Below are 18,294 nucleotides of genomic sequence, written 5' to 3'. Positions count from 1 at the left end.
TTTGCACTGTAGAATAATTGAATATTGTTAAGGTTTTTGATGAAAAAATTTTTATTAAAAATTCATATTTATATGAGTTTGTTTTTCGTGCCTTTGGCTATCATCTATGCACTTACTGGGATTTTTTATTTATTCGCCTATTATGGAAAGGATGGTAGAAAATCTTATGATATTCCTTCTGAAAAAAGACTATCAAGTCAAGAGTTAGCTGATTTTACTTTGAAATTTTTAAAGCAAAATAATATTGTTTTTAGGAATATGGATGTGAGTTTTTCAAGAGGTGGTGTTCAAATAGGTATTATGGCTGATTTTGCTAGAGCTATTCAAAATGCAAATATGGTAAAAATTGATGTATATCGTGGGGATATTGTTAGATATTTGATGCTTTTGCACTTTGCTAGAGGGAAATGGTATTTTGATGCTTTGGGAGTTGCTTTTGGTGTGGCTTTGTTTGTATTTTATTTGAGCGGGATTTTTATGTCTAAGCATTCATCTTCTAAAAAAAGAGGACTTTGGGTATCTTTTTCAATAGGTCTGATCTTTACTGTAATGGTTGCTTATTTTAATGGAATGTGAGATCAGAGCCAATCAAGTATTTTGCTAACTTCGGTGGCTTCAAAACATTTAATAACACTTTTTGTTTTGGATTTTTTAGGCAGGATGACATTTTCAAAGCCATAATTTTCCATTTCTTTAAGTCTTGTATCAATATTATTAGCTTCTCTGATATCTCCAGTTAAGCTTACTTCTCCAATGAAGGCTGTTTTATTGCTCAATGGTCTATTTTTAAAACTTGAGAGTATGCTTGCAATGACTGCAAGGTCAGCACTTGTTTCGGTGATTTTGATACCTCCAGTTACATTGATAAAAACATCATAGCGATTCAGAGGGATTTCAATCTTTTTCTCTAGTAGGGCTAGAAGCATATTGAGACGATTAGTGTCAAATCCAGTCGCAGATCGTTTTGGTGTAGCAAAACCCGTTTCACTCACTAATGCTTGAATTTCAATGACTAATGCTCTAGAACCTTCTATAATAACAGTTATAGCACTTCCAGCCATAGCATGTTTTTGTGAAAAAAATATTTTAGAAGCATTTTTGGCACTGACCAATCCATTAGGATGCATTTCAAATATACCCACTTCGCTCGTAGTGCCAAATCTGTTTTTGAATCCTCGAAGCATTCTGAGTTCGCGGCTCGGATCACCTTCAAAATACAGTACCACATCTACCATATGTTCTAATACTCTTGGACCAGCAATTGAACCTTCTTTGGTGATATGACCAATGATAAAAATAGCAATATTGTATTCTTTGGCTAAGCGCATTAATTCAAAGGTGATTTCCCTGACTTGAGAAATAGACCCAGGCGTGGAAGTGATTTGTGGTGAATAGATAGTTTGTATTGAATCTATGATGCAGATTGTGTATTTCTTTGTCAAGAGGTTAGACTTGATTGAATTGAGATCAATTTCATTCAGCAAAAAAAGATTTTCTTCTATGCAGTCAAGCCTTTGTGCACGTAATTTTATTTGCCCTGCACTTTCTTCGCCACTAACATAAAGGACTTTTTTGCCTGTTTTGGCAATCCCACCAGCCACTTTTAGTAATAAAGTTGATTTCCCCACCCCCGGACTTCCACCTATGAGATAAAGACCACCGGGTACTATGCCTCCACCAAGCACAATATCAAATTCTTCTTGTGAAGATGGAAATTTGGTGATATTTTCGTATTCTATAGATGTTATAGGTATAGCACTTGTATTAGAATGCAATACTTGTGTTTCTTTTAATGACTCAATTTGCGAACTTGAAAGCTCTACAAGACTTTCCCAAGAACCACAATTGGTACATTTTCCCATCCATTTTGTGCTTTGAAATCCACAATGCTGACATTCAAAAAGACTAAAAGATTTTTTTGCCATATATGCTTTACTCAAATATAGAATCTAAAATATTTTGTATATAGGCTTTTTGTTCAAAGGGGATAAGATCGTTTTCTTTTTCTCCCACACCAAGAAAAATTATGGGCAATTTTAACTCATGAATAATGCTTAAAATTGCTCCACCTTTGCTTGTGCCATCAAGTTTAGTGATGATAATCCCATCAATTTGTAGCATTTGATGGAAAATTTTTGCTTGAGTAATAGCTGAACTCCCTTGTGTTCCATCAAGGATTAGTATTTTGCGGAAATCCTGATTGTTTAATGCTTTAGAACATACCCGTGAAATTTTTGCTAGCTCATTTTTTAGATTGGTTTGGTTATGTAGTCTACCTGCAGTATCTATGATAATATTGTCTGCATTCCTGGCAATGCCAGCTTGGATAGTGTCATATGCTAAAGCACTTGGATCGCCTCCATTTTGGGTAGTGATAATTTCTACATCAATCTTTTTACTCCATAATTTGAGCTGTTCGCTTGCAGCAGCACGGAAAGTATCCCCAGCTCCTAAGAGTATTTTTTTGCCCTCTGATTTATATTTTTTTGCCAGTTTGGCAATGGTAGTAGTTTTGCCTGCTCCATTTACTCCAATGATAAGTTCTACAAGTGGTTTGGTTTGGATTTCTTTAAGCATGACTTTGTCATAATAGCTTTCTCCTCTAAAAAACCTATCTAGTGCAATTTCAAGTTGATTCCTTTTGATGCTTTGAGGTAAGTGTTCTAAGATAGATTCAACGATATGATATTCAATATCTGCTTCTATTAATACAGACTCTAAGTCTTCTTTTTGAATTGCACTGTTTTTTGTGTTGAGCAAAGAAGAAATATTTTGAGCAGTTTTTTTGAATATATTTAGCATAAAAAATTCTTTAATGCAACTTGAGTAATGTGCTAATATCGTGAGTAAAAATTTCTTCTACTATGGTGCCGCTATAAGTCTGGTATTTTTTGCCATTTTTGTTATAAAGTATGAAATAGGGTATTTCTAAACTAGATTTTTTTTCTATATTGTTTGAAGTAGTTGACTCATTTGAATTGATTTTGTTTGTAAAATCAGTAAAAATATTTTTTTTATCATTAGGATTCAATATGGGGAAATCAATATTATTTATTTTGATGTATTCATCAATTTCTTGTTGTGGGAAATGTTGGGTTAAAATACCTATGATAGACACTTTTGGGAATGTTTCTTTAAGGTGATTGATGCTATAGATATATTTTTTTACATCTTCAGAATTGAGGTTTAAAAACATTATTAAGGTAACTTTATTGATATTTTTTGATTTTTCTGTATCTATCTCAAGAGTGTCAAAATTACTCCAAAACTGAATATTTTGCTGGTTTTGATCAATAAAGGCGTATTTGGTTTGGTTTTTGTGAGTGTTATCCAGCGAGCAGGCATTTAGCATCAGGAGTAAAAATAAAAAAGTGAAAAAAGATTTCATTTCATTAACCTTTTAAAATTTTAGTAATATTCAAAATTGATTGATAGAATTATACACTACAAATATAAGGGAGCTTCAATAAAAACAAAATTTCGTCATTTTTGTAAACAAGAGCTGCTTGTTTTGTCAAAAAAGGCTAATTATCAAGATAAACAAACAATAGAAATTCTTAAAAAAGAATTATTAAATATTAAAAGTAAGCGTATTTTGCTTTATTGTCCTATAGGCTTAGAAGTAAATATTTATCCTCTGATTTATCAACTTAGAAAACAAAAAGGCATAAAAATTTTTATTCCTTATGTTGATAGAGTTAGTTTTAAAGTGGTACCATTTCGTTTGCCTTTGATAAAAAATCAATTCAATATTTTTGAACCTAAACAATCTTTATTTTATTTGACAAAAATAGATACTGCGATTATTCCTGTATTAGGTATTGATAAAAATTTTAAACGGATAGGATTTGGAAAAGGGATGTATGATAGATTTTTTGAAATGCTAAAATATCGTCCCAATATAATCTTTGTGGCTAGAAAAATGATGGTCTCAAAGGATATTATTACAGATAGTTATGATATTTTAGGTGATAAATTCATCAGTAATTTTTGTGCGACAAAAAGAGGGATAGATGATAGAATACTTAGTGATCGCTTTTATAATATTCAGTATTATAATAGGAAGTAGTGTTTTTTTTATCTGCAGGAAAGTTTTTAGTTCTAATGCTACTATTATTCTTGAACAGGCTAAGGCAAAAGCTCAAGCCATTGAATATGAAGCTAATGCCTTATTGAAAAGTGGTCAAATCAAGGCAAAAGAGCTTGAACTTGAATTGAAAAAAAAATATGAGACCCAAACTTCAAGTGTTTTGAAAGAATATCAAGATAAACTCGCTTTACTTTCTCAAAAAGAAGATAAAAATCATCAAAAGTTTGAGCGAGAAATGCAATTTCTTGAGGAAGAAAAACAAAAAGTTTCTGACTTGAAAAATAGGCTTTTGATAGAATATGAAACTCAAAGTAAGCTTATAAAAGAATATATGCAGGCTAAACAGAATGCTTTAGATATCCTTGTTGAATATAGTGGGTATACAAAAGAGGAAGCTAAAATAAAGATTTTGAATCTTTTAGAAGATGAATTATCACACCAAAAATCTGTTCTGATTCGTCGTTATGAACATGAAGCCAGAGAAGAGGCAATGAAGAGGGCTAATTATATCATCGCTCAAGCTACCACAAGATTTGCTGCAGATTTTGCTACTGAACGTTTGATTAATGTTATTCATTTACCTAATGATGAGCTTAAGGGAAGGATTATAGGCAAGGAAGGAAGGAATATCAAAACACTTGAAATGATTAGTGGTGTTGATATAATCATTGATGACACTCCTGGAACTATTATTTTGAGTAATTTTAATTTATACAGACGTGCAATTGCGACAAGGACAATAGAGGTTTTAGTAGAAGATGGTAGGATACAGCCTGCAAAAATTGAAGAGGTTTATGCTAGAGTGAGTCAAGAAATGGAAAATGAAATCCTTCAAGATGGAGAAAATATCATTTTGGATATGGGGTTAGGCTATATGCATCAAGAACTCAAAAAACTTATTGGAAAAATGCGTTATCGAGCAAGTTTTGGTCAAAATGCTTTAGGACATTCTATTGAAGTTGCAAATCTTGCAGGTGTTATTGCAGCAGAACTTGGTGGGGATGAGAAGCTTGCTAGAAGAGCAGGACTTTTACATGATATTGGTAAGGCACTCACTCAAGAATCAGGAGGGAGTCATGTGAGTTTAGGTGTTGATATCTGTAAACGTTATAAAGAACATCCAGTAGTTATTAATGCTATTATGGCTCATCATGGTGATGAGGAAGCACAAAGTATTGAAGCTGCAGCAGTTTGCACAGCTGATACATTATCAGCAGCTAGACCGGGTGCTAGAAGGGAAGTATTAGAAAGTTTTTTAAACAGAATGCAAGATTTAGAAAAGATTGCAATGGATAAAATAGGTGTGAAGCAAGCTTATGCTATTAATTCAGGCAGAGAAGTTAGAGTGATTGTTCGTGCTGATTTAGTTGATGATGCTCAAAGTGCAGTCCTTGCTAGAGATATTGCTAAAGAAGTTGAAATGTCTTTGCAATACCCTGGAGAGATCAAAGTTAGTGTCATAAGAGAAAGTAGGGCTATTGAATTTGCTCGATAGATTTTAATGTATTTTCTAAGTCTTTTGGAGTATCAATCCCAATACTTTGGCTTTCCACTATTTGGACAAAAATTGATTTTTTGTAATAAATAGCTCGGAGTTGTTCTAGTTTTTCGATATCTTCTAAGGGGCTTTTAGGTAATTTACAAAATTCTTTTAAACTTCCAACATGAAAGCCATATATGCCTAGATGACCATAATATGGGTTTTTTTCTAATAAAGGATTGTCTAAACCATCTCTACTATAAGGTATAGGCAATCGAGAAAAATAAATTGCTTGTTGGATATGATTGCAGACTACTTTGACCAAATTAGGGTCATTGAGGTTATCTTTATCAATAATCTTTGCACAAGTTCCCATAAAATCAGCATTTTTCATTTTATTTTTAAGTAAAGCTATGATTTGTGTTTCTAAAAAAGGTTCATCGGCTTGAACATTAATAATGATTTCATCTTCTTTTAGCCCCAACATTTCTACTGCTTGGGCACATCTATCTGTTCCACTTGTATGAGTAGGGCTTGTTAGGATAGCTTTGATTTTATGACTTTTACAGATTTGAAGCACTTGATTATCATCGCAGGCAACGACAACTTCATCAACTTTTAGAGCATTTTTTGCAGTTGCTATAATCATTGGAGTACCTTTTATATCTGCTAAAATCTTTTTAGGGAAACGTGTTGAATTCAATCTGGCTGGGATAATAATCATTTGTTGTCCTTGTTTTTTGACTCAAGCTTAGCACAAAGTAATATAAAAAAATACTATGAAATTATACAGTTTAAGAAAATATAGATATCCTTAAAAATTATTGAATAAAATTTAAAATCAAATATATTGTAAGGAAAGACACTTGAAAAAACCTATTCAAAATATTTTATAACTCTTTTTTTGTATTCTTGATTGACAAATTTGATATAAAATCTCATTTGAATATCATTATAATTTAAGAAAAGGAAGATTATTATGGATAAAAAATTTGAGCAGATTTTTCCAATTGGTGAAAAAAACGAAGCTTATTCTGATTATTTTGTTGGGCAAAGTTACCTAAAAAAATTATCCACTGAAGGGATTAATATTATTAATGTGACTTTTGAACCAGGTTGTCGTAATAATTGGCATATTCATCATAATAGCAGGCAGATCCTTTTAGTCACTGCTGGTAAAGGGTATTATCAAGAATGGGGTAAAAATCCTAAAGAACTCAATCCAGGTGATGTTATAAATATTCCACCAGAGGTAAAACATTGGCATGGTGCAGCTCCAAGTAGTTGGTTTTCTCATATTGCAATAGAGGTTCCAGATAATAATGATGTTTCCAAAAATGAGTTTTTGGAGGTTGTCAATCAAGCAGATTATGAAAAATTAAAATAAGTAAAAAAGGAGAAGGTATGAAAAAATTTTTGGCTATAAGTGCAGTGCTTTTATTTGTATTTAGTTTTTTGCAGGCAAATGTTGAGCAAAATATTATTGATATTGTCCAAAAACAAACGGGTAAAAAAGTTTCTGTCCTCAAGGTAGAGACATTAAAATCTAATTCGGATTTAAAAATTGCTATTATTGAAGATTTGGATACTAAATATCAAATCCCTGTTTTTACAGATAAGGACGGAAAGATACTCATTGGTTTGAGTAATGTATTTTTTAGCAATGAAAAAAAAGATGCTCAATTGGTAAATGAAGTTTATAAAGATACTCAAGCCTATAATACGCAGCAACAAAATAGTATAACACTTAATAATTTGTTTGAATCTATCCCAGATGATTATGTAATTTCTTTACCCTCAACTACAAAAGATAATCAAAAAATAGTTTATATTGTCTCTGATCCAATGTGTCCACATTGTCAAAACGAACTTCGAGAGATTGATTCAAGGCTTAAAAATGCAAATGTCAGGATGGTGCTTGTTGGTTTTTTGGGTAAAAAGTCTGTTGTAAAATCAGCTTTGATTTTACAAAAAATCAAATCAGCTAAAAACCCACAAGATAAAATCCAAATCCTCAAACAAATCTATGCTACAACTTATGATCCTAAAGAAGAGCCTGAAAATGAGATGAAAAAAGTACAAAATATTACTAAAAAAATATCTGATTCTGGTATTGTTAAATATGTCCCTTATATTTATGAATACAGGAAGTAATATCTAAAATTAAGGTAAATTGAATGAAGCATTTTAGGAAAATATCTGATTATGCAATGATAGGAGGATTCAGTGCCCTAGTTGTAGTCACTTTGTCTGCTTGTGGGAATGAAGATCAAAATAATAATAAAGATACTTCTGCTAATATTGCAAATACTCTGCAAAAAGGAGCATTTGTTATTTTGGAAGAGCAACCAAATGATAGCTATAAGATTGCAGAAGAATATCCAAGTGCAAAAACTCATATAGTCGTTAGAGATATGCAGGGAAATGAACGTGTTCTTTCCCAAGAAGAGATTGATAAGCTTATCAAGCAAGAAGAAAATAAGATTGATAAAGGCACAAGCGAATTAACAAATTCAAGCTCAAATACCGGATTAAGTCTTGGGGGTGCTTTGCTTGCAAGTGCTGCTGGAGCAATTTTGGGTAGCTATATTGGGAATAAATTATTCAATAATCCAACTTATAAACAAAACCAACAAAGGAATTATAAATCTCCTCAAGCGTATGAAAGGAGCCAAAATAGCTTCAAAAATACATCGGCTACAAAAGCTAGTTCCACCCCACGTAGTGCAAAAAGTGGATTTTTTAGGAATTCAAATACTTCAACGACCCGAAGTCCTAGCTCTTTTGGTGCATAAAGGAATCAAATGAAAATTATATCTTTAAACCCATTGGATATAAAGACACTTGAAGAAATTGGTTTAGATTGGCATACTGATGTCGATAATACTCCTTATATTGAAAATGAAATGATAAGCATTACTCAACAAGAAGCTGATGATTATTATAATGCCTGCAATGAGCTTTATGGTATGTATGTGGAGGCAGGTGAATATGTCATAGAACATGATTTGTTTTTTGAGCTTGATATCCCTAATGTATTGGTGCCTATGATTAAACAGAGTTGGGAAGAAAAAATACATTGGCATTTATATGGACGTTTTGATTTAGCTGGAGGCTTGGATGGCAAACCTATCAAGCTTTTAGAATTCAATGCAGATACTCCTACGATGTTATATGAAACTTCTGTAGTCCAATGGGCTATGCTCAAGCATAATGGATATGATTCAAATTTACAGTTTAATAATCTTTATGAGGCTATTGGAGAAAATTTTAAGCGAATGATCACACTTGGTGAGGATACTAGTAATTTTGAAGAAATGTATGAAGGCTGGAAGATTTTATTTTCAAGCATAAAGGGGAATGTTGAAGAAGAAAGAACTACAAGGTTTTTGCAAGATATTGCTAAAAGTGTTGGTTTTGAAAATGGATTTTGTTTCATAGATGAGGTTGAATTCAGTCAGAATGATGGTGTTTTTGCCAACAGCCAACATTATGAGTTTTTATTCAAACTCCTTCCTTGGGAAAATATTGCTATTGATGAGCCTGAACTTGCTTTAATAATGCAATCAATGATGCAAAATAAAAATACTATTTTTTTAAATCCTGCTTATAGCGTGATGTTTCAAAGTAAACGTTTTTTGAAGATTTTGTGGGATATTTTTCCTCAACATCCTTTACTTTTGGAGACAAGTTATGAACCGCTTAAAAATAAACAACAGGTAAGGAAAACAGCTTTTGGGCGAGAAGGGTCTAATGTAGAGATTTTAAATGCTGATTTGCAACCTATCTGTAAGAATGATGGGATTTATCAAAATCATAAGCCTATTTATCAAGAATTTTTTGAGTTAAATGGATCAAATGGATTTTATTACCAACCTAATATTTTTTATGCCTATGAAGCTTGTGGGCTTGGTTTTAGAAAGGGTGGGTTGATTTTAGATAATTATTCAAAATTTGTCAGCCATATTATTAGTTAGGTTATGGTAAGACAAATACAAAAGGAAGTTTGTAATGACTCTTAAAAAATTCTCTAGACAATTCCATATTTATGTGAGTATTTTTTTATTACCCATGGCCTTGCTTTATTCAATTACTGGAATTGTATATATTTTTGGTATCAATCAAGATGTATGGGCTAATAAAAACAAATGGGTGATTGAAAAAAATATTCCTAAAAAAAAGCAATTAGATTTTTTGATAGATTTTTTATCAGAGCATCAAATAACTTTTCCTGATGAGCTTAATCCAAAGGAATCAAGAGGGATTTTAATGATAGGGAGTGCAAAATATTCCATTAGTTTGGAAGTCAAAAATAACCAAACAATTATACAGACTATAAAGAGGAGTTTCCTTGGTAATATGATCATGCTACACAAAGCAAAAGGTAAATGGTATTTTGATATTTTAAGCATTGCCTTTGGTATTTCTTTGGTATTGTTTTATTTGAGTGGGATTATAATGACAGCTTTCTGTAAAGCTAACCTCAAAGAGGTTTTATTGAGTTTTTTTATCGGTTTGATTGTTGCAATAACATTAGGTTATTTGAGCCTTTAAAGCTCTTTGATAGTCCTTAAAATCTTAAAAATATCTTCATCATATGATTTTATAATAATAATTATTATAATTAAGGATTGATGATGAGAAAAGATATTTTAAAGGGTTTATTTTTAATTTTGCCAACATGTATTTTTGCAGAAGAAGATGCTAAAACATATATTTTAGATAGGACAGTTGTTAGTGCTTCAGGTTATTCACAGGATATAAAAGAGGCTCCAGCTTCAATATCAATCCTGACCAAAGAAGATTTAGAGGATAAGCCTTATCGAGATCTAGGTGAGGCAGTTGCGAATATACCGGGCGTAAGTATTGAAACAGGAGTAGGTAAGACAGGGGGGTATAATATTTCTATTAGAGGAATGCCTGCAGATTATACTTTAATACTCACTGATGGTAAAAGGCAAAATGTTAGCACATCAGTTTTTCCAAATGGATTTACAGAGGTTTTTACTTCATTTATTCCTCCACTAGCAGCTATTGAACGTATTGAAGTGATAAGAGGACCAATGAGTACTCTTTATGGGAGTGATGCAATTGGTGGGATAGTTAATGTGATTACAAAAAAGAATTTTGAACGTTGGAGTTCTAGTTTTGCATTAGACATGACTTTTCAAGAAGAAAAACTTTTTGGCAATACTTATACAGGAAGTTTTTATACTTCTGGACCTCTGGATATCCAAAAGAAATGGGGTTTTGCAATTAGAGGGAGGGAACATTACCGGAGTTTTGTCCCTACAGGAGATTTGAAGGTTGTGCCAGGTGAAAAAAGTTTAAGTAGAAATTCTGTAGTCGGACTTTCTGAGGCTAATATTTATGATATTGGCACTAGAGTATCTTACTCACCCAGTAAAGAAAATTATTTTTATCTTGATTATCAAAATGCTCTACAATGGTATGATAATTCACAAAGTCTACTTGGGACTGTCGGGAATAGGGGAGGGTATGACAAAGATCTTTATTTTATGAGGAATAATGCGATAATTGCACATTTAGGTGACTATTCCTTCGGAAAAACTGATACTTCTGTTCAATACCTTTCTACAACCAATCAAGGCAGACTCATTACACAGGATGCTGTTCCTGCAGGTAGTCCTTTGGTGGGTAAAAGTCGTGATTTACAAGGTAATGATGTCATTTTAGATACAAAGCTTCTTGTAGGAGGTGACAATAGGGGCAATCTTACACTTGGAGGTCGCTATTGGTTTAGTAGTATGACAGATAAGGCTGTAGTTGGGCATAGTTTTATGTATCAGCATAATGCTGCAATGTTTGCAGAAAGCGAATTGGCTGTTTTTCAAAATTTATTTTTGACATTAGGTGTGCGTGAAAATTTTAATTCAGCTTTCGGTTTTAATACTTCTCCAAGGGCCTATTTAGTTTATAATGCTTTTGAATGGTTGACTTTAAAAGGAGGTGTATCTACAGGTTATAAAACCCCTACTGTTTCCCAACTAGTCCGTGGTGTGAATGGATTAACTGCACAAGGCACTGTCCCAACTTATGGAAATCCAGATCTTAAACCTGAAACCTCTATTAGTTTTGAATTTGGGCTTCTCTCTGAAACTAATTGGATAGATGTGGGTGTAACAGGATTTTATAATACTTTTAGGGATAAAATACAGAGTGTCTCAGTGGCAAAAGATGTTCAAATACCAGTTCCAGGAGGTGGTATTTGCACTGCTACTGGTAGGGGATGTAGTTATAGCATTAATGCAGATTCTGCAATTACTTATGGAACAGAAGTATTTTTTGGTATCAAGCCTATTGATATTGTGTATGGAAATATTGGATTAAATTTGAATTATACTTTCACAAAAACAGAACAAACCTCTGGTGGAGCAAAAGGTATACCTCTTGCAAATATCCCTGAACATAGTTTGAATGGTTCTCTTAACTATTCTATTGATAATTTGGGTATATATCTTCGTGGGGAATATAGAGCCAAACAACTACGGACTTATATTGGAGGTCGTGTAGGTTCAAGTGCAGGTTCTCTCTCTGCATTAGATAAATTTAAAGCAGATAATCCAAATTTAAGTCCATACTATAATAATTATTTATTGTTGCATTTGGGCGGTCATTACAACATAACTAAAAACCTTCGTTTGCATTTAGGGGTTTATAATTTGCTTAATCAAAATTTTATTGACTATGTGAGTGCGACTATCAATAAAAAATCTGAATATGTGAATAATTATAATTATGTTCGTGAAGGTAGGAGATATTTTGTTGGTTTGAATATGGATTTTTAATTTTTGTTTGAATCAACTTGGTTTAAGCAAACCTGCTTCGTATAAAAAAATAGAAGCTTCATAGTCAAAATTTTTAATAGCATCTTTTTTGGCATAAGAAAGGTATAGATTTTCTTTTGCTCTTGTGATGGCTACATAAAACAATCTCCTTTCTTCTTCAATGCTCCCGCCTTTAGAGATTAGTTTCCGATTAGGAAATCTCCCATCCATTAGGTCAATAATATACACATCTCGAAATTCTAAACCTTTACTTGAGTGGATGCTCAAAAGATTTACCCCGCTCCCCTCACTAGCTTCACTTGATCCAAGTATCATTGCATTTAAGAAACGTCCAATATTATTGTAGTTTTTTGATAGATCTTTAAGTAGGGTTATTTTGCGATTGATTTTATCAAGGGCTTGAATACGAGTGTTTTCATTCAGGGTGCCATCTTTATTTTTCGCTCTTTCTTTGCTGAGATTTTCTATGATAACTTTCAAAAAAGAAGATTGTTGGATCTTTTTAATGAGTTCAGTAGGAGATTGAATGTGGTGGGATTGCTCATACATATCAAAAAAATTACCCAAAAAGATTGCTCCTTCTTTATTAAGTTTTGGGTGAGAAAGTATTGGATGAGAGCGGAATTTGTGGGGAAGGTAGTCATCAAATCTTGCTGATGATTGGAGTGTAAAAAAGTCATCAAATAATCCTAATTGAATATTTTTACTTTTAGAAGGATATGGTTTTATGTTTTTATTCGGAGATAATAAACCATTTTTAATATTATGTTCGCCTAATATATCTAAGGATTCATAAATTTCTTTGGCAATAGAATTCCCAATACCATTTCCATAGCTAAGAGTATGAATATAAGCCATCATATCTTTGGAATTATAGAATAGTGAGCAGATATCAAGCATTAAAGATATTTCTTTGGTGTCAAAAAAACTAATACCTCCTTTTCGTCTAGAAGGGATACCTAGTTCTCTTAACGAGGCTTCACAACCATCAGCACTTGCATTATTTCTAAAAATCACAGCTATATCATCAAGGTTGTAATTGCTTGTGGCAATTTTTTGTGCTATTCCTTGATATTGGAGGAATAATTCATCATAAACAAGTAGTTTTGGAGGTGTGTAATCCCCCTTTTTTACGACTTCAAGGTTTTTTTCATAAATACGTTCATTTTTTTGGATGATTTTATTTGCTAAGTCTAATATTGCATAAGAAGAGCGGTAGTTTTTCTTGAGTGTGAAAACATTTGCATTTGGGTATTTTTGAGTGAAATTACTGATAATACTAATATCAGCTCCATTAAAAGCATAAATACTTTGATCGTAATCTCCTACACAAAATAAACTTGGAGGATTGATTGCATTGATGACAGAATCTTGGAGAGGATTTGTGTCTTGATATTCATCACATAAGACTTCTTGGTAAGGATTGGTTTGTTTTGACATCTCTTCTTTATAGAGTATCAAAAGATCATTGTAGTCTGCATAACCATATGTTTTTTTTAAAACAGAGAATTCATAGAATATATCTTCATATATTGGTATATAAATAGCTTGTTCGGGTGATTTTTTTATGAGCCATTGTTCAAAATTTTGTTTTTTTTGTGAGTTAAGATATAGAGAATGAATATCATAGAGGTATTGCGCAGAATAAGGTTGTGTATTATTCCTTTGAAGATAGATTCTTTTTTCTGCAATGCTTTTGAAGAGGATTTTTAGTTCTCTTGGTTGCTTGAGTGAGATTTTGAAATGTTCTTTAAGATAACGATAAGCAACAGCGTGGAATGTGCCAGATTCAATCTCTTTAGCATCTTTTTTACTGAATATCTTGGCTACACGTTCAATCATTTCCACACTTGCTTTGTTAGTAAAAGTTAATAATAAGATTTCTTTAGGACTGATACCTGATTCAAGTAAATAGGCTATCCTGCCGACAATAGTTGATGTTTTACCTGTTCCTGCTGAAGCAATAATTAGATTATGTCCCATAGGGGCTGTCGCAGCTGATTTTTGTTCAGTATTTAGCTGGAGATTTTTCATTGTATGGGCTTTTATAAGAATAAAGATTAATTTTATAGAGCAAGGCATGCCTTTAATATAGGATTTAAGGAGTAATTATAGGCTAAAGTGTTTAAAATATTCTTTTTAAAATTTAAAAAGAATATTTTAAAAATTGAGCTTTAAACTATATCTGAAAAAATCGTCATAAATTTAGACCGAAGATATTTATTTTTTGGATTTGTTTTGTAGACAAATGTTAAATTAAATTGATTAGAATAATTCATTTCTAAAAAATAAGGAGTTTTATATGAGGAAGTTTGTAAGTGTTGCATTAGTATTGGGGAGTTTTGCATTTGCTCATCCTATACAAGAAGTTGATAAGATGAAAGATTTGCAAGTTGCTCCTGCGAGTATTGCTAAATACAATCCAAAGTATTTGAGCTTAAAATTAAGTAAATATGATTTTACTACGACTATGCAACGTGCAAAAAATCTTATTGAACAAAAGAAAATAAAGCTTTTTTCAATTTTGGATCATTCTGCTGCTGCAAAAGAATTTAACAAAATCTTACCTCCTACAAGTGTTATTGTTTTTGGTAATCCTGCTGTAGGCACACAAACAATGACAAAATTTCCTAATGTAGCTATGGTATTACCAATGAAGGTTTTGGTCTATGAGCGAGATGGAAAGGTATTTGTTGGATACATCAAACCTTCTACTTATGCCAAAGATTTAGGTTTTTCAAAAGAAGAGGAAAATATGTTTATAAAAGATATGGATAAATCTTATGAGGATTTTACTAATTATCTTGTGCAATAAATTCTCATACTAAAGTAGGCTAAGCCTACTTTAAATCAATCTTTTAAAGCTTCTGAAGCATATTTTTCACCTAGTTCAAATGCTTTTTTGTTTACATCTACAACTTTGGCTGGGACTTTACTAATCATTGTATTGTAAACCAATTCTCTATCAACACATTTTGTAAAAGTAACTGTAACTGCTAGAGCAACTACAGATTGGGTAACGACATTACCGACTTCTTCCTTGGCTATAGTGATGATAGGGATTTTATAGATTTTGAATTTTTTGAAATCTTCTTCTGTGGGGAAAACTAAGTTTGGTTCGACGACGATAATACCACCAGTTTTTACACCATTTTTAAATTGATTAAAGCTAATTTGTGCTGTCGAGAGCATAAAATCAATTTCGCCTTCATTGGCATAAGGATAGAGGATTTCTTTTTTATCTAAAAGGATATCAACTTTTGTTGGACCTCCGCGAACCTGACTTGTATAGGTGGAAGCTTGAATGCCATAGCCTCCAGCACGGATTCTAGATTCTGCTAGGATTTCACCAGCGAGCAGAACACCTTGTCCGCCAACTCCTGTAAATCGTAATTGAGCTTCCATTTTATCAATGCCCTCCTTTTGCTTGGGCTTTTTTGATAATTTCTTTGTAAGCTTGAGTATATTCTATTTTACTTGTATCGTGTTTTAGAACACCAGTGGGGAATTTGCCTGATTTTTCTTCTTCACTAAATTCATCATATTTTCTCTTAGAAACTGTACGGGATTCTATCCATTTGAGTGTTTGGATTGCTTCACCCATTTTGTTTTTTCGTCCCAGATTGATATGGCAATTGCTATGAATGTCAAAAAAACTAAATCCTTCATGTTTGAAGCCTTCAGTCATTAGTTTTTCAATTTTTTTAGGGTCAAGAACACTTTCTCTGCCTACAAAGGTTGCTCCAGCAGCTGCAGCAAGTTGGCAAGGATCAAAATTATTATCTATGTTTCCATATTGGGCTGTGACTGTCCACATTCCTTGTGGGGTTGTTGGGGAAGTTTGTGAATTGGTTAATCCATAGATAAAGTTGTTCACCAAAACAAAATTAATATCAATATTTCTCCTGCAAGCATGCATTGTATGATTGCCCCCAATGGCTAAGGCATCACCATCTCCTGATACTACAATAACATGTTTATTTGGATTTGCCATTTTGATGCCAGTAGCATAAGCTACGGCTCTACCGTGTGTAGTATGGACAGTGTTGCAGTTTACATAGGAACTCATCCTGCCACTACACCCAATCCCGCTGACTAAACAAACATCATTCATATCCCATCCAAGTGCATTAATTGATCTTACTATTGATTTTAAAATCACACCATCGCCACATCCCCAACACCAGAGTGTGGGCATTTTTTCTACTCTTAAGTATTCATCGTAATTGAATGCCATCTTAAAGCTCCTTTATTTTAGAAATAATTTGAGCAGGCGAAATACTCCGACCATTTGCTTGCCCCATAAAATGGACTTTTCTTTGTAGGATTCTTTCAATTTCTTCAAGGTATTGACCTTTATTGAGTTCAATGACTAGAATCTTTTCAAATTTTTCACCTAAAGCTTTGATTTGTTTTTGAGGGCTAGGCCAGATAGTTATTGGACGAAAAAGACCAACTTTTTTGCCATTTTGTTTTTTTATTTCCACCATTGCTTCTTTGACTGCTAGGGAGACTGATCCGTATGCAATAATGGCAATTTCTGCATCTTCTAAGTCTAATTCTTCGTTTTTAGTGATGGCATCAATCCTAGATTCTATTTTGCCAAATAGCCTATTGATTAGATCTTGACCCATTTTTGCATCTTCTGTGGGGAAGCCAATAGGACCATGATGAAGTCCAGTGATATGATAGCGATATCCCTTAAAAAATGGATTTAAAATAGCAGGTTGATTTTCAGATACTCCGTAAGGCTGATAATCTTTAGGATTGCCATCAAATGTTTTTCTATTGACAATAGTTTTTTGTATTTCTTCCAGATCAGGGATATAAGTTTTCCCATACATATGTCCAATCGTTTCATCCATCAATATAAACACAGGCGTCATAAGTTCTTCAGCTAGATTGAATGCACGAAAAGATTCTGTGTAAGATTCTGCTAAATTTCCAGGAGCTAGTGCTACGGCTTTAAAATCACCGTGAGTAGGATGGTTGATAAATGAAATATCACCTTGTGCTACACGAGTAGGCATCCCAGTAGAAGGTCCTGAACGCATAACATCTGCTATTACAAGAGGGATTTCAGCCATAAAGCCTAATCCTATTTGTTCTGCTTTGAGTGAAATACCAGGTCCTGAGCTTCCAGTCATTGATTTTACACCACTCATGCTTGCACCTAATGAAACTGAAATCCCACTGATTTCATCTTCCATTTGGATAAAATGTCCACCATATTGAGGTAGCAAAACACTCATTTGGTGCATAATATCAGAGGAGGGTGTGATTGGATAACCTCCATAAAATCTACAGCCTACATCAATTGCAGCCATTGCCACTAATTCATTCCCGCCAGATATAATTTCTCGCATTATCTTCCCTTATTGTTTTCAGTTCAGTAACATAAAATTGTTTGCCCTAATTTTTAGGGCTCTTTCTTGAGCTTCTTGTGAGACTTTTGCAAATTTGAATTCTTTTCTATCTGCTACATATATAGCAAAATCTGGACAATGTAATTCGCAATCAGTACATCCTATGCAACTCTCTGGATGAGCTACTTCGACAATCTTACCCAATACTTTGTTGACATCTAGCTTCATCCCCAAAACGCCAGCAGGACATAAAGATACACAGATATCGCAACCTTTGCAACGATCTTCATTTACCCATACAGGAATATCCTTTGGAGCGATCATATTAGACATTTTATCTCCTTTTATTTGAGAGGTAATTATTAAAATCGGTTAGAATTTTTTGTAATCCGCTTTTATTTTGGTTTTGGTATTTAAAAATCAAAAAAATACTAACATAAAAATTTCAATAAAACTCTGACGCATTTTTGTAAATCTTTCTATAAAAAATTTTAGAATCCAAAGAAACTCAAGATCAAACTTTAAAAACTTAGGTTTTCTAAAAAATAT

At 32.8% G+C, this 18,294-nt stretch carries 19 protein-coding genes; 10 read left to right on the top strand and 9 right to left on the bottom strand.

Annotated features, from left to right (window positions below; all coding sequences use genetic code 11):
• Positions 1 to 39: 39 nt before the first annotated feature.
• The gene (locus BKH44_RS06085) at positions 40 to 576 is read left to right on the top strand and encodes a hypothetical protein (RefSeq protein WP_095271256.1); all 537 of its coding nucleotides are present in this window, start codon (positions 40 to 42) and stop codon (positions 574 to 576) included.
• Between the two features lie 2 nt (positions 577 to 578).
• Here BKH44_RS06085 and radA read toward each other — a convergent pair whose 3' ends face one another.
• From radA to BKH44_RS06070, 3 genes are read right to left on the bottom strand one after another with little or no spacing between them, the layout of a single operon-like run.
• On the bottom strand, positions 579 to 1,925 hold the full coding sequence (gene radA, locus BKH44_RS06080) for a DNA repair protein RadA (protein ID WP_095271253.1): 1,347 nt from the start codon (positions 1,923 to 1,925) through the stop codon (positions 579 to 581).
• Positions 1,926 to 1,932: 7 nt separating this feature from the next.
• On the bottom strand, positions 1,933 to 2,802 hold the full coding sequence (gene ftsY, locus BKH44_RS06075) for a signal recognition particle-docking protein FtsY (RefSeq protein ID WP_095271251.1): 870 nt from the start codon (positions 2,800 to 2,802) through the stop codon (positions 1,933 to 1,935).
• A gap of 10 nt (positions 2,803 to 2,812) precedes the next feature.
• Positions 2,813 to 3,388 carry a hypothetical protein gene (locus BKH44_RS06070; protein ID WP_095271250.1) on the bottom strand — a complete coding sequence of 192 codons (576 nt, stop codon included), beginning with the start codon at positions 3,386 to 3,388 and terminating at the stop codon, positions 2,813 to 2,815.
• Between the two features lie 36 nt (positions 3,389 to 3,424).
• Between BKH44_RS06070 and BKH44_RS06065 the strand changes: the two genes are divergently transcribed.
• Both BKH44_RS06065 and rny read left to right on the top strand, forming a co-directional pair.
• Positions 3,425 to 4,069, top strand: a complete 645-nt coding sequence (locus tag BKH44_RS06065) for a 5-formyltetrahydrofolate cyclo-ligase (protein WP_095271247.1) — start codon at positions 3,425 to 3,427, stop codon at positions 4,067 to 4,069.
• Positions 4,014 to 5,585, top strand: coding sequence for a ribonuclease Y (gene rny / locus BKH44_RS06060; protein ID WP_095271244.1), 1,572 nt, complete (start codon positions 4,014 to 4,016; stop codon positions 5,583 to 5,585). Before BKH44_RS06065 ends, rny begins: the two co-directional genes overlap by 56 nt.
• Here rny and kdsB read toward each other — a convergent pair.
• Positions 5,566 to 6,294 carry a 3-deoxy-manno-octulosonate cytidylyltransferase gene (kdsB, locus tag BKH44_RS06055; protein ID WP_095271242.1) on the bottom strand — a complete coding sequence of 243 codons (729 nt, stop codon included), beginning with the start codon at positions 6,292 to 6,294 and terminating at the stop codon, positions 5,566 to 5,568. The two genes, rny and kdsB, sit on opposite strands and share 20 nt — an antisense overlap.
• 255 nt (positions 6,295 to 6,549) lie before the next feature.
• Here kdsB and BKH44_RS06050 point away from each other — a divergent pair, with 255 nt between their 5' ends.
• From BKH44_RS06050 to BKH44_RS06025, 6 genes are all read left to right on the top strand, one after another.
• The gene (locus BKH44_RS06050; RefSeq protein WP_180674127.1) at positions 6,550 to 6,957 is read left to right on the top strand and encodes a cupin domain-containing protein; all 408 of its coding nucleotides are present in this window, start codon (positions 6,550 to 6,552) and stop codon (positions 6,955 to 6,957) included.
• A 17-nt stretch (positions 6,958 to 6,974) separates the two neighbouring features.
• Entirely contained in the window at positions 6,975 to 7,724 is a 750-nt protein-coding gene (locus BKH44_RS06045) for a disulfide isomerase (protein ID WP_095271234.1), read from the top strand.
• A 23-nt stretch (positions 7,725 to 7,747) separates the two neighbouring features.
• Positions 7,748 to 8,365 carry a UPF0323 family lipoprotein gene (locus BKH44_RS06040; RefSeq protein ID WP_095271231.1) on the top strand — a complete coding sequence of 206 codons (618 nt, stop codon included), beginning with the start codon at positions 7,748 to 7,750 and terminating at the stop codon, positions 8,363 to 8,365.
• Positions 8,366 to 8,374: 9 nt separating this feature from the next.
• On the top strand, positions 8,375 to 9,547 hold the full coding sequence (locus BKH44_RS06035; RefSeq protein WP_095271230.1) for a glutathionylspermidine synthase family protein: 1,173 nt from the start codon (positions 8,375 to 8,377) through the stop codon (positions 9,545 to 9,547).
• 34 nt (positions 9,548 to 9,581) lie between these two features.
• Positions 9,582 to 10,124 (top strand): PepSY domain-containing protein, encoded by a 543-nt coding sequence (locus tag BKH44_RS06030; protein ID WP_095271227.1) that lies wholly within the window; start codon positions 9,582 to 9,584, stop codon positions 10,122 to 10,124.
• Positions 10,125 to 10,207: 83 nt separating this feature from the next.
• Entirely contained in the window at positions 10,208 to 12,379 is a 2,172-nt protein-coding gene (locus tag BKH44_RS06025) for a TonB-dependent receptor (RefSeq protein ID WP_180674126.1), read from the top strand.
• Between the two features lie 12 nt (positions 12,380 to 12,391).
• Here BKH44_RS06025 and BKH44_RS06020 read toward each other — a convergent pair whose 3' ends face one another.
• Positions 12,392 to 14,413 carry an ATP-dependent helicase gene (locus BKH44_RS06020; RefSeq protein ID WP_095271222.1) on the bottom strand — a complete coding sequence of 674 codons (2,022 nt, stop codon included), beginning with the start codon at positions 14,411 to 14,413 and terminating at the stop codon, positions 12,392 to 12,394.
• Positions 14,414 to 14,681: 268 nt separating this feature from the next.
• On the opposite strand from BKH44_RS06020, the gene BKH44_RS06015 reads away from it, so the two are divergent.
• Positions 14,682 to 15,194: a DUF302 domain-containing protein gene (locus BKH44_RS06015; RefSeq protein WP_095271220.1), complete on the top strand. Its 513-nt coding sequence runs from the start codon at positions 14,682 to 14,684 to the stop codon at positions 15,192 to 15,194.
• A 35-nt stretch (positions 15,195 to 15,229) separates the two neighbouring features.
• On the opposite strand, the gene BKH44_RS06010 is transcribed toward BKH44_RS06015, so the two are convergent.
• Genes BKH44_RS06010 through BKH44_RS05995 form a run of 4 tightly spaced genes read right to left on the bottom strand, consistent with a single transcriptional unit; the run spans position 15,230 to position 18,078 of the window.
• On the bottom strand, positions 15,230 to 15,784 hold the full coding sequence (locus BKH44_RS06010; RefSeq protein ID WP_095271217.1) for a 2-oxoacid:acceptor oxidoreductase family protein: 555 nt from the start codon (positions 15,782 to 15,784) through the stop codon (positions 15,230 to 15,232).
• 4 nt (positions 15,785 to 15,788) lie between these two features.
• Positions 15,789 to 16,616, bottom strand: coding sequence for a 2-oxoglutarate ferredoxin oxidoreductase subunit beta (locus BKH44_RS06005; protein ID WP_095271214.1), 828 nt, complete (start codon positions 16,614 to 16,616; stop codon positions 15,789 to 15,791).
• A gap of 1 nt (position 16,617) precedes the next feature.
• Positions 16,618 to 17,745: a 2-oxoglutarate synthase subunit alpha gene (locus BKH44_RS06000; RefSeq protein WP_095271211.1), complete on the bottom strand. Its 1,128-nt coding sequence runs from the start codon at positions 17,743 to 17,745 to the stop codon at positions 16,618 to 16,620.
• 18 nt (positions 17,746 to 17,763) lie between these two features.
• Positions 17,764 to 18,078 (bottom strand): 4Fe-4S dicluster domain-containing protein, encoded by a 315-nt coding sequence (locus tag BKH44_RS05995; RefSeq protein ID WP_095271208.1) that lies wholly within the window; start codon positions 18,076 to 18,078, stop codon positions 17,764 to 17,766.
• Between the last annotated feature and the right edge of the window lie 216 nt (positions 18,079 to 18,294).

The sequence above is a fragment of the Helicobacter sp. 13S00477-4 genome (assembly GCF_002272785.1).
GTDB lineage: Bacteria > Campylobacterota > Campylobacteria > Campylobacterales > Helicobacteraceae > Helicobacter_J.
The sequence above is the reverse complement of the archived record's forward strand: the minus strand, read 5'-3'. Positions and strand labels throughout refer to the sequence as shown.